Genomic DNA, 11,983 nt, shown 5'->3' with positions numbered 1-11,983 from the left:
CCAGAAACAGCTCAAGCCCTAGTAAATATAATCACGCGCACATCTAAAAATAGCCTACGCTTTTCATCTGCGGACCACACCCCATCCTCCGCAGTATCACAAACGCCAAAAGGAGATAAACATGAGTCAACATCTGATTTCTTTAACCCTTTCCGATAATGATCTCGCCGACATAGACGCCGCTCTAAAGACCTTGGAAGACCGCTTCGCCGGCTTCCTCGTCTTAACCCCAGAAGAGCGCCGCACCATCCTGAAGATGGGTGACAAAACCGAAGCGTTCTGCCGCCAAACGCTGACGGTGGCCACCCAAAATACTCATGCCATTCCGCCCGGTCTCGATGTCATCGAAGCGCAAGCCGATTTGGTGACTCTCGACAAACTCCGCCCTCGCTTACATCGCCTGCGCGATTTATTGAGCCGAGGCGAAGATACCGACATGGCGCTGGGCAGCGATATTTATAGTTTTAGCCTGGATGCTTACGCCTCGTTGAAAATCGCCGGCAAAGGCGCAGGCTTGGAAACGCTGCGGCAGGCGATGTCTGTGCGATTTAATCGCGGTGCCAAGGCAAAAACCCAAGCCACCCAACCGGCCGGCTAAGCACTATAAGCAAAATAGCTCCCTGGCAAGGCTTTCCGGCTTGCCAGCTAACCTCCATCCAACGGCGGATTAGATGAAAGGATAGCTCGCAAGCCTTTTTGCAATAGCCGCTCGCTTAAAAGAGCTGCTCGCCATTCTAAATGCCTTGCCCGCAACGTAAATAGCCTTGCGGGCAAGGCTATTTGCCATAAGCGCAAGCCTAAATGGCTTATGCGCAAGGCCAAGAGCCTAAACCGCAAGCCTCAATGACTTGCACGCAAGCCAAATAGGTTGCCCGCATTAAACAAATGCCTTGCGTGATTTGTTCAACAACTTGCGCACGGTTCCGCGAAGCTTGCGAGAATGGCAATTAGCCTCGTCGTCAAAGCAAATCCCGCCCTTCTTGCAGCTGACGGGCTAATCTGGGTACATAGTCTCCGGCTTCGAATAATGGCGCTAATTGCGAGGCACGGAAAAGCGCTAGGTCATATCCGTCATATCCACACTCCTACTCGCCGCGTTGCGAACGCGTTCCAACTGCCGCTTTAAGCCTTGACGCTAGTTGCCTATGCAATTTTGGAGATTTTTGCTGTGTTGTTTAAGCGTGTCTTGAGCGCAAATGGGCGGGGAATAACTTGAACAAACAAGCGCCGTAAGGATTGAAATAGCAGTTTTACATTGGCTTGTCAGTTTTAACCTATTTGTGGCTTTGGTTATTCGAAGCAATCCTGGAGTGGCAGCACGGTTTCCGTCCGAGCAAAAACCACCCGCTATTTGCTGAATGTACAAATACTCAAGTAAGACTTGTCCGATTCCTTGACCATGTATTGGTTCAGAGCGCCGCTGAATCCGATGAGGCATTTGCGAGTAGCTGGATAAGAATAATGAAAAGCATTTTATATCGAATCGATATTAGTATAGAATTTTACCGAGTCCTTAGAGGCGTTTTCACCCCAAGGGGAACGGTTTCGCGGATCTCTGACGATGACGGATGTAAATCCGTCATCCCGGCATATTTGCCATGACCTTGTCGGGCAATTCCCAAGGTCAAACCGTCAGGGATTGACATGTGTATGCACAGCTTTCCATATGGCCGCTTGTTTTATGGCATGAGCCAATTTTTATTTTTTTCACCCAGGAGTTTTTGATGGAAATCCACGTTTACGATACCTATGTTAAAGCCCGCGATAACCACATCATGCACTTTGATGTATTCACCGCCAGCAAAGATAGTGATCAAGCTATTCGGTATGCCAAGCGGTGGTTGACGTCAATCGGCGAAACCGACGCGGTGGTATCCAGCAAGGAATGTCGTTTTTGCCACACTCAACAAGCGCCGGTTGACGTGATTGAAACCATAAATCGGCAGGGTTACTTCATTTATAAAATGGAAGGGTGTCCTTCTTAGCCTCTACTAATGGGTGGGAACACCAGATCCGCTTGACTTGAAGCGATTTTGCGATGCCACAGGTTTTCTCCAGTTTGCTGCGAAAACCTGTTGGACGCTAAGGGATAGGAGCTTACAAATGTCACTTCGCTAATAAACTGTTCCCACGATTTTTTAGCCAATCAGCCGATCTTTTCGAGTATCTTGGATAGATTCCTGTCAAAAAACGCCAGAATAAAAATCAAACTAGGCTGAATATCCGTAATCTATTGTAAAATAATCGCTTTTGTTTTCCGCGTTAATCGATAGATCGTACGCACCAAGCCGAGTCTTATCATTATTTATGTCCCTGCTATCCATTAGACAAGACTTTCAATGCGCGCACTGATCGTCCTCGGTATATTGTTGATGCCTTTCGCTACCGCGCAGGCGGTCAGCGCGGCGCCTGAAGATTTAACCGAGATGTCTATCGAGCAGTTGCTGAATGTGGAAATCATCAGCGCCTCCAGGCTCGGTCAAAAAGCCAGTCAAGCCCCTAGTTCGGTTTCGATTTTAACGGCAAACGACATTCGCACGTTCGGCTGGCGCACGTTGGCGGAGGCGCTGAACAGCATGCGCGGCTTGTTTACCAGCAATGATCGCAACTATAGTTTCGTCGGCGTGCGCGGCTTCATTCAGTCCGGCGACTATAACTCCCGCGTGTTGTTCATGATCGACGGCCAACGCATGAACGAAAATATCTTCGACTCCGGCAATATCGGCCAGGAATTCATGCTGGATATGGATTTGGTTGAGCGCATCGAATTTATCCCCGGCTCCGGTTCCACTATTTACGGTGCCAACGCGTTTTTGGGCTTGATCAACGTCGTGACCAAGAAAGGTAAAGCTGTGAACGGCGCGCAAATGACCGGCGAAGTGGGTAGTTTCGACACCTATAAAGGCCGTGTCAGTTATGGCAAGCAATTCGATAACGGCACCGATGTGCTGGTGTCGGCATCACATTACGATAGCCAGGGTGTGGAAGATTTATATTTCCCGGCTTTCGACGACCCCAGTACCAACAACGGTATCGCACATAACATGGATACCGAGCGGGCTGACCGCTTGTTCGGACGCATGCAGTTCGAAGAATTCACCCTCAGCGGCGGTTTTGTCGATCGATACAAACGGGTGCCGACCGCGGCTTTCGGCGCCGTTTTCAACGATCCCACCTCGCATACTTACGACAGACAATTTTTCACCAATCTGAAATATGAAAAAGCCCTGAGTGCGAAGACCTCGTTCATGGCCAAGGGCTTTTACCAAGGCTACGATTACATGGCCGAAGACCCGTTCAATGACGTTGGTAATTACATTTATCACGACCAAACCAGCGGCCGCTGGTGGGGCGGCGAAGCGCAACTAACCACTAGCGTATTCGACGGACATAGACTACTTTTCGGCTTGGAATATCAATATGACCAAACCCAACGCCAATTCGGCTATGTTACCGAGCCTTATCAGATTTACCAAGACAGTGACCTCAGCGGCCACCGCGTTGAACTCTATGCTCAAGACGACATCCAGTTACGGGAAAATTTGGTTTTCAGCGCCGGGCTGCGCCTGGATCAGACTCACATGCTCAAGCGCCTGCAACTTAATCCGCGTCTGGGCTTGATATGGAACCCGCTGGAGAACACCACCTTCAAGCTGTTGTACAGCTCGACATTTCGTGCCCCGCATGCCTGGAATCTGGATTACAACCCATATTATTACGGCGTCAGTCCTGAACTGCATGAAGAGCAAATCAGAAGCTATGAAGCGATTACGGAATGGCATTCGAATACCGGGCTGAAACTGCTGGTTTCCTTGTTTTACAACGACATCACCGAGTTATTGAAAGCCAACCCCGATACGGCGCTGCTGGATAACGTCGGCAAATATCATGCCTACGGTGCGGAATGGGAAGCGGAAAAACGTTGGGACAGCGGCAGAATGTTCAAAGCCTCGTACACCTACAGCCTGTTTACCAACGAAGGGAAACACGGGGTGTGGGCAACCGGTTCGCCGCAAAATATTTTCAAATTACACTATGCTGAGCCTTTGTTCGACGATTTTGTCCGACTCGGTATCGAGAATATTTACATTGGCGACCGCAAAACATTCCAGGGCGGCGAAGCCGATGCCTACAATTTGGTCAATCTGAATTTGAGCACGGATCGTTTGCTGCGTGGTCTGGATGTGTCCTTTGGGGTTTATAACCTCTTCGACAGCCATTATGAAATGCTGATCAACAGCGACCGTTTCGACCTGTTACAAATGAACGGCAGGGAATTTCGCTTGAAACTACAGTTGACGTTTTAGAAGGGCCGATCATATGAAAAAGGCGTTTTATCGACCGAAAGCTTGGGCCATTGGCCTGGGAGCACTTTTGTGTTTGGGACAACCCTCCTCACACGCCGCCAATCAAGAGCCTGAACGCGACAATTTACCGGATTTGACCGGCCTCAGCGTCGAGCAATTAATGAATCTCGATGTGACCTCGGTGATGAAAGTCCCCACCGATGTCAAACACGTACCCGCCGCCCTATTCGTACTGAGCAGCGACGAAATCCGCCGTACCGGCGCCACCACTATTCCGGAAGCGTTGCGCGTGGTGCCGGGCATGCATGTCGCTAAAGTTGACGGCAATAAATGGGCCGTATCGATGCGCGGCTTCAGCAGCCAGTTTGTCAACAAATTACTGGTTTTGGTAGATGGCCGCAGCGTTTATAACCCGCTATTTTCCGGAGTATGGTGGGATCAACAAGATGTGATGATGGAAGACATCGAGCGCATCGAGGTCATCCGCGGTCCGGGTGCCAGCTTGTGGGGCGCCAATGCGGTCAACGGCGTCATCAACATCATCACTAAATCGGCCAAAGACACGCAAGGCGGTTTGCTATCCAGCCATGTCGGCACCCAACGCTACGGCGGCGGTCTGCGCTACGGCGCCGATTTAGGCGGCGACGCCTATCTAAAAGTCTACGGCCGCTACGCTAACTACAGCGACTCAAAAACCCAGGGCAGCAGCGCTAAGGCCGGCGATGAAGGCGAGATGAGCAAAATCGGTTTTCGTTACGATAAAGCCATCGACTTTACCAATAAACTAAGTCTGCAAGGCGATGCGTTTCTCGGCGAGAGCAATGGCGCACTGCAACAATTCCCCTCGCTGACATCCCAGCTGACGCCGGTGCTCGCGCCGCCCTACTCGCGCACCTTACCCACCGATCAATTATTCTCCGGCCACTACATTCAAGGGCGCTGGGAACAACATCAAAGCACGGACTCCAATACCGTATTGCGCATGTATTGGGACAGACACAGCCGGAAATCGCCCTACCTGGATTCCGAATATCAAATCGACAATATCGACGTCGATTTTCAGCATAACTACAAGCTAAACGATAGCCATATGTTGGTTTGGGGCGCTGGCGTCCGATATAACCTGAATAACTTTCAGGATAGCCCGCAAATCTCGATGAATGCCAACAATCGAACCGACCGTATCTACAGCCTGTTTGCACAGGACGATATCACCTTGGTACCTGAGCGTTGGCATTTGACCTTGGGCAGTAAGCTGGAACACAACCCGGTCACACAATTCGAAGTGCAGCCAAACGCGCGCTTGCTGTGGACGCCCGACGAAAAGCATTCGTTCTGGGGTTCGGTATCCCGCTCGGTACGCACGCCCAATTGGGTCGAGCAGAACATTTCCTACGGTCTGCAAACCCAGCCATACACGATACGCGGCAATACCGTGCCTGTACTGCGCAGTCTAAACGGCAACCCCGATTTAACCGCCGAGAAAATGCTCGGCTTCGAACTGGGCTGGCGCGGCCAAATCAGTCGCCAATTGAGCACTGATATAGCCTTGTATCATTACAGCTACGACGATTACGTCAGTTTGACGCCTAACATCCAAAGGTTCGCCGGCTACTTGCTACAGACCCTGGATTACAACAACTACGGGCATGTGCAAGTATACGGTGGGGAAATCAGTCTGGATTGGCAAGCGACTGAAGATTGGAAACTGCGCGCCACTTATAGCCACGAAGAAGAACGCTTTCGCCTATCCCCGCTGGCACCGACAAACACTAGCCTTATATCGGGAGACAGCTACCCGGCCCACAAAGCCATGCTCTGGTCTATGTACCAATTCTCCCCACAACTCAAGCTGGATCTGAATTGGCGCTATTCCGACGCGACCGGTCTAAACGGCGATCAGTCCAGAGCCTATCAGGACCTCGATGCACGTTTGGGATGGGATTTGGGCGCGGGCGTGGAACTAGCGCTAGTGGGCCGAAATTTGCTGAATAGCAGTCATTTCGAATACGGCTCGGATATGTTTTCCACCGCCACAGCCGTGCAACGCGAGGTATACGGCACCTTGCGCTGGGACTTTTAAGCGACCCGACACTATGCATATAGCAAAGAACAGGTGTCGAATATGAAGCGAATCTTGCGCCATCGTTATGCAAGATTGTGCGGATCGTGCCGAAATTGCGGCTGCGATGCGTCGTGCCGGCGCCCTGCGGAAAAACCAAGATTCGCGCCTATCGCGCTACTCAGCAAAATGCTGTTGCTACCCTTACTGCTTAGCGGCCATTTGTGCCAAGCCGAAGCGGCCAGCGAAGCGGCGGTGAAAGTGGCGTTTTTATATAATTTCTTTAAGTTTATCGAATGGCCGGAGTCGGCAACCGCGCCGAATCGTTATACCTTGTGCCTGAGCAGTCATACCGATTTCGGCGACCATTTGTTGATGTTGGAAGGCAAAACGGTGAACGGCAAGCCCTTGGATATCGTCCGCAATATAGCAGCCAAAGATTTGAAGTCCTGCCATCTGATCTTTATCGATACCGCCGACAATCCGGGCGATTATGCACGCGAATTAAAAGGCTCGCCGGTGGTCAGCGTCAGCGACAAATCAGGGTTTATCAACCAGGGCGGCACCATAGGTTTGATTCAGGACGGCAATCGGCTCAGCTTTGAGATTAACTTAGAAACCGCCAATGCCGGCAACACGCGAATCAGCGCCCAGCTGCTGAAACTGGCTAAAAACATTTTGGCCGGTAAATAAGCCCGCATGCAGACGACATCTCAACGCCACCCATGATTCGCGACAAACTGGCCAATCTGCCGATGACCTACAAGCTGCAACGCTTGCAAGCCATCACCTTGGCATTGGCTCTGCTGTTTACCTTGTTAATTACCAGCATGACGCATATCTGGCAGGAGCGGCGAGAACTGTCAATGGAGGTGCGTTCGCTCGGCAAAATGATCGGTTTTAATGCCAACGCCGCGCTGCTGTTTGGCGACACCAAAACCGGCACCGAGATTCTGGCAACATTACGCGGCAAATCCGAAATCATCTCCGCGCAGCTCTACAAAAACGACGGCGAAATTTTCGCCCATTACCCCGCCAAGGCCGCACCGGACAGTTTCCCCGCCACCTTGGGCGATGCGGAACAACAACAACGCAATCAGGGCCTGCGGATATTGAGCCAGGTAATTTTGAACCCCTTACCGGACGATAACGGCGACGTGATCGGCACCTTGCGCTTGCAGCTCGACTTAAAGCCCATGTGGCGTATGGTGATTATTAGTCTGGGCCAAATTTTTTTGGTGATGGTGGTGTCGTTTATTCTGGCGGTATTTTTCGGACGACGCCTCGCGGAATCGATTGCCGCGCCGCTGATCCGTTTGTCGTCCTTGGCCAAACAGGTATCCAGGGACAACAACTACATGGTACGCGCCCAAGGCGAAGGCGAGGACGAAATCGGCGAATTGGTAAGAAGCTTCAACCAGATGATAGAGCGGGTACAACAACGCGATGCCGAACTGGAAAATCAGCGCGGCAACCTGGAAAAACAAGTCGATCTACGCACCGCCGACCTGCGTCAGGCCGTCGTCGATGCCCAAGCCGCCAATATCGCCAAGTCGCAATTTCTGGCAACCATGAGCCACGAAATCCGCACACCGATGAACGGTGTGCTGGGCATGACCGAATTACTGTTGGGCACTGACCTGGACACCACGCAACGCCAATACGCGGAAACCGTGTTCAGTTCCGCCGATTCACTGTTGACAGTAATCAACGACATTCTGGATTTTTCAAAAATCGAAGCTGGCAAACTGGAGCTGGAGGAAATCGATTTTAACTTGATCAATATCACCGACCAACTCGCAGCCTTATTCTTCGAACGCGCCAGCAGCAAAAATATCGAACTGGTTTGTACCGTCGACAACCGGGTGCCGCGCGACGTGAGAGGCGATCCTTATCGCTTACGGCAAATACTTACCAACTTGTTATCCAACGCCATCAAATTTACCGAAGCCGGCTCGGTGAAAATGCAGGTCAACGTTGCCGCCCCGGATCGCTGCCAGTCGGCCGACAGCATGTGTCTGGAGTTTTGCATCAGCGATACCGGCATCGGCATCCCCCCGGACACCCAAGCCCGTTTATTCAAATCCTTCAGTCAAGCCGACGGCTCCACGACCCGCAAATACGGCGGCACCGGCCTGGGATTGGCGATCAGCAAGGAACTGAGCGAATTGATGGGCGGCAATATCCAGGTGCAAAGCAGCGCGAACAGCGGCTCGGTATTCACCCTACACATCCCGCTCCGCCAAGCTAACGAAGCCCTGCCCGCGACCTTGCCCGGCAACGATCTGCAAGGCAAACAGGTCTTACTGGTGGAAGATAACGCCACCAATGCGAAAATCCTGGAAAATCACTTGACCGATTTTGGGATGTTTACCCGCGTCGCCAAAAATGGCGCACATGCCCTGGAGATTCTCGATCAGTCGGCACACTTGGGTCTATTTTTCGACATTGCCGTGCTGGACATGAAAATGCTAGGCATGAACGGCGTCGAATTAACCCAACGAATTCGTATCGACTGGCGATTTGCCAGTATCCGCATCGTCATCATCACCTCCAGCAACGACGAAGACGTATTAGCTAAGATTCGCGGCAGCGCCTGCGACCTCTACCTCCACAAGCCTATACACAGGCGCACCCTGCAAGATGCGCTGCTCGGGTTAATGTCGCAAAAACCGCAATCTATCAGTGTGCCGGCCTCGGCCCCTAGAACAATTCGAATCCTGCTGGCCGAGGACAATCCGGTTAACCAGAAAGTGTGCAGCGCCATGTTGCGCCAGCTAGGCTACACCCTGTCGCTGGCGAATAACGGCCGGGAAGTGCTGGACATTATCAGCCGCGAGCCTGTCGATCTAATCCTGATGGATTGCATGATGCCTGTCATGGATGGTTACACCGCAACCCAACACATCCGCAATCGGGAAAGCAACCGCAATTTGCCTCGAATCCCCATCATCGCCCTCACCGCCAACGCCATGGAAGGTGATCGCGAACGCTGTTTGCAGTCCGGCATGGATGATTATCTTAGTAAACCGTTTTTACAAAAAACCTTGCAAGACAAAATCCAGGCATTGGTAGCCCCGCTACCCACAGCAACCATCAATAAACCCGCACCCGAGATTAAATCGATTGACGCAACCCTCGACCCGTCCGCGCTGAATACCTTACGGGAAATTGGCGGCAGCGCGCTGGTCGAGGATGTATTGGCCTTGTTTGGGACGAATGCCGAGCAACATATCGCGATACTCCGCTCCGGCCTGCTGGACCGCAATACGGAAACAGTGCGGCATGCCGCGCATAGTTTAAAATCGGCCGCCGCCAACATTGGCGCACTAAACTTGGCGGAACAGGCTCGTGCGCTTGAAAATGCGGCACGGAACAACACTTTGCAATTCGATAGCCGGGTTGCCGAATGCCTGCAAACAGAATATAAAGAAATCCTCCAGCGGCTTTCGCAACTCAAACTTTCATAATGGCACGATTACCTGCACGCAGCCTGATTTTAGCGATAGACGACGACGATATGGTGCGTCTGATGTTGCAAGAAATTCTGCAAAGAGAAGCGTTTGATGTCATTTGCGCGGCTAGCGGCAAGCAAGGCTTGGCATTGGCAGCCAGCGAACGGCCCAATCTGGTATTACTGGACGTTATGTTGCCGGACCTCAACGGCTTCGACTGCCTGCAAGCTATCAAAAACATGCCCGGCAACAGCTTGTTGCCCGTAGTGATGCTGACCGGCATGGACGACCTGGAATCGGTCAATCGCGCCTTTCAATTGGGCGCGACCGACTTTATCCCAAAACCGCTCAATTGGCCGACCCTGCCACACCGCTTACGTTACTTGCTGCGCTCGGTTGCAACGTTAGAGGAACTGGCCAGAAGCGAAGCCGAACTGCGCCAAGCGCAAAAAATAGCGCAACTGGGCAGTTGGTACTGGTCTGTCGCCGACGACAATATGCAATGGTCGGACGAAGTCTTTAATATCCTCGACACCAATCGGTCATCGTTCGAACATAAATGCCGCGACTTATACAAATCCGTGCTGCAATCGGAAGTCGGCAAGCTGCAACAATCCATCGATCTTTGCGTAAAAAACCAGCGCAGTTTTCGCCTGGAATTACCGGTTACTCATCAGGATGGCGCTAATCATCTGATTCATATTCAAGGCAAACCCGTGATCGACGATGGGCAGGTAAGCCATATTCACGGCACTCTGCAAGATATAACCGAACGCCGTCACATAGAAGAACGGGTCCGGCTTTTATCCTACTACGACCCGCTTACCGGCCTGCCCAACCGGACGCTGTTCAAAGAAGTTCTGGCGCAAGCGATGTCCTACTGCACGCGCTACGGCACGGTAATTTCAACTTTATTTATCAGTATCGATCGTTTCAAACGCATCAACGAGACACTCGGGCCGAAAATCGGCGATCAGGTGTTGAAATTGTTCGCCGAGCGTTTACTGGCCGAAATTAGAGATTGCGACTACATCTCCATTAACGCCGATTACGAACTGGCGGACATGACTGTCTCCCGGCTGGGCGGTAACGAATTTACAGTGTTACTGAATCATATCGAGGACACGCGCGATAGCGTCAAAGTGGCTAAGCGGATTTTTCAGATAATGCAGCACGCTTTTCCGGTGGAGAACACGGAGCTGTTTCTGGGCATCAATATCGGCATCGCCGTCTATCCGGGGGACGGCCAGGATGAAGACAGTTTCATCAAAAACGGCGAGTTTGCGATGAACCATGCCAGCGAACACGGCCATAACAATTATCAATTTTTCAGTAAATCGCTAAATGTTGCCGCGTTTCATAAGCTGGCGATGGAAAACAGCCTGCGCCGGGCCATAGAACGCCATGAATTACAACTTTACTATCAAGCCAAAATCAATATCCGCCGCCAACAAGTCGTCGGTTGCGAAGCCTTGATTCGCTGGCAGCACCCGGAGCTAGGTTTAATTGGCCCATCGCAATTTATTCCGATTGCCGAAGATTCCGGCTTGATTGGCCAAATCAGTGATTGGGTGCTGGAAAATGCCAGCCGGCAAACTTTGCACTGGCAACAATCGGGACTAAGCCAAGGGCTGATCATGGCGGTGAATGTATCAGCCACTCAATTCAGACAATACGGCTTTGGCAATCATGTCCGCGAAGTATTGACCGGCATCGGCCTGGAACCGCGCTACCTCAAGCTGGAACTGACCGAAACCATTTTGCTCGACCATATCGACGACGCCTTAATCACGCTACGGGAATTGCAAGCTCTGGGCGTCAAAATCAGTATCGACGACTTCGGTACCGGTTATTCATCCTTGTCTTATTTGAAAAAACTGCCTATCTCGGAATTGAAAGTCGATCATTGCTTTGTCCGCGACCTTCCGCACAATGAAGACGATATGGCGATTACCGCGGCGATATTGGCGCTGGCCGACGCGCTGTCGCTGGAAGTCGTCGCGGAGGGCGTGGAGAATGAAGATCAAGCCAACTTCCTGCTGGACAGTGGTTGCGAGGTAGTGCAAGGCTTTTTGTACAACAAGCCCATGCCCGCCAATGAGTTTGCAGCATTTGTACGTGCATTCAATGCGCAACGCTTGTTAGCCGACAAAGTCTGA

Annotated in this window: 7 protein-coding genes; all 7 read left to right on the top strand. The window is 51.7% G+C overall.

Going from position 1 to position 11,983, the window contains the following annotated elements:
- Positions 1-121 precede the first annotated feature (121 nt).
- The 7 genes from METH11B_RS0125625 to METH11B_RS0125595 all read left to right on the top strand — a co-directional run bounded on the left by METH11B_RS0125625 (position 122) and on the right by METH11B_RS0125595 (position 11,983).
- Positions 122-598, top strand: coding sequence for a hypothetical protein (locus METH11B_RS0125625; RefSeq protein WP_026604492.1), 477 nt, complete (start codon positions 122-124; stop codon positions 596-598).
- A gap of 1,126 nt (positions 599-1,724) precedes the next feature.
- A complete protein-coding gene (locus METH11B_RS27425) occupies positions 1,725-1,985 on the top strand; it encodes a DUF2024 family protein (RefSeq protein ID WP_036278366.1) in 261 nt (86 codons plus the stop codon).
- A 354-nt stretch (positions 1,986-2,339) separates the two neighbouring features.
- Positions 2,340-4,307, top strand: a complete 1,968-nt coding sequence (locus METH11B_RS0125615) for a TonB-dependent receptor plug domain-containing protein (RefSeq protein WP_026604490.1) — start codon at positions 2,340-2,342, stop codon at positions 4,305-4,307.
- Between the two features lie 13 nt (positions 4,308-4,320).
- Complete coding sequence (locus METH11B_RS0125610) at positions 4,321-6,390, top strand: TonB-dependent receptor plug domain-containing protein (protein WP_026604489.1); 2,070 nt, start codon at positions 4,321-4,323, stop codon at positions 6,388-6,390.
- Between the two features lie 42 nt (positions 6,391-6,432).
- Entirely contained in the window at positions 6,433-7,062 is a 630-nt protein-coding gene (locus METH11B_RS0125605; RefSeq protein ID WP_231499676.1) for a YfiR family protein, read from the top strand.
- 32 nt (positions 7,063-7,094) lie between these two features.
- Positions 7,095-9,839 (top strand): response regulator, encoded by a 2,745-nt coding sequence (locus METH11B_RS0125600; protein WP_026604487.1) that lies wholly within the window; start codon positions 7,095-7,097, stop codon positions 9,837-9,839.
- On the top strand, positions 9,839-11,983 hold the full coding sequence (locus METH11B_RS0125595) for a putative bifunctional diguanylate cyclase/phosphodiesterase (protein ID WP_026604486.1): 2,145 nt from the start codon (positions 9,839-9,841) through the stop codon (positions 11,981-11,983). The genes METH11B_RS0125600 and METH11B_RS0125595 overlap by 1 nt, the downstream gene beginning before the upstream one ends.

The sequence above is a fragment of the Methylomonas sp. 11b genome (assembly GCF_000515215.1).
Taxonomy (GTDB): Bacteria; Pseudomonadota; Gammaproteobacteria; order Methylococcales; family Methylomonadaceae; genus Methylomonas.
This window is presented reverse-complemented; position numbering and strand designations above follow the sequence as displayed.

What these genes read in the sequence shown, in the direction of transcription:
- METH11B_RS0125625 (WP_026604492.1), top strand. Translation starts at nt 122, where the DNA reads ATGAGTCAACATCTGATTTCTTTAACCCTTTCCGATAATGATCTCGCC.
- METH11B_RS27425 (WP_036278366.1), top strand. Translation starts at nt 1,725, where the DNA reads ATGGAAATCCACGTTTACGATACCTATGTTAAAGCCCGCGATAACCAC.
- METH11B_RS0125615 (WP_026604490.1), top strand. Translation starts at nt 2,340, where the DNA reads ATGCGCGCACTGATCGTCCTCGGTATATTGTTGATGCCTTTCGCTACC.
- METH11B_RS0125610 (WP_026604489.1), top strand. Translation starts at nt 4,321, where the DNA reads ATGAAAAAGGCGTTTTATCGACCGAAAGCTTGGGCCATTGGCCTGGGA.
- METH11B_RS0125605 (WP_231499676.1), top strand. Translation starts at nt 6,433, where the DNA reads ATGAAGCGAATCTTGCGCCATCGTTATGCAAGATTGTGCGGATCGTGC.
- METH11B_RS0125600 (WP_026604487.1), top strand. Translation starts at nt 7,095, where the DNA reads ATGATTCGCGACAAACTGGCCAATCTGCCGATGACCTACAAGCTGCAA.
- METH11B_RS0125595 (WP_026604486.1), top strand. Translation starts at nt 9,839, where the DNA reads ATGGCACGATTACCTGCACGCAGCCTGATTTTAGCGATAGACGACGAC.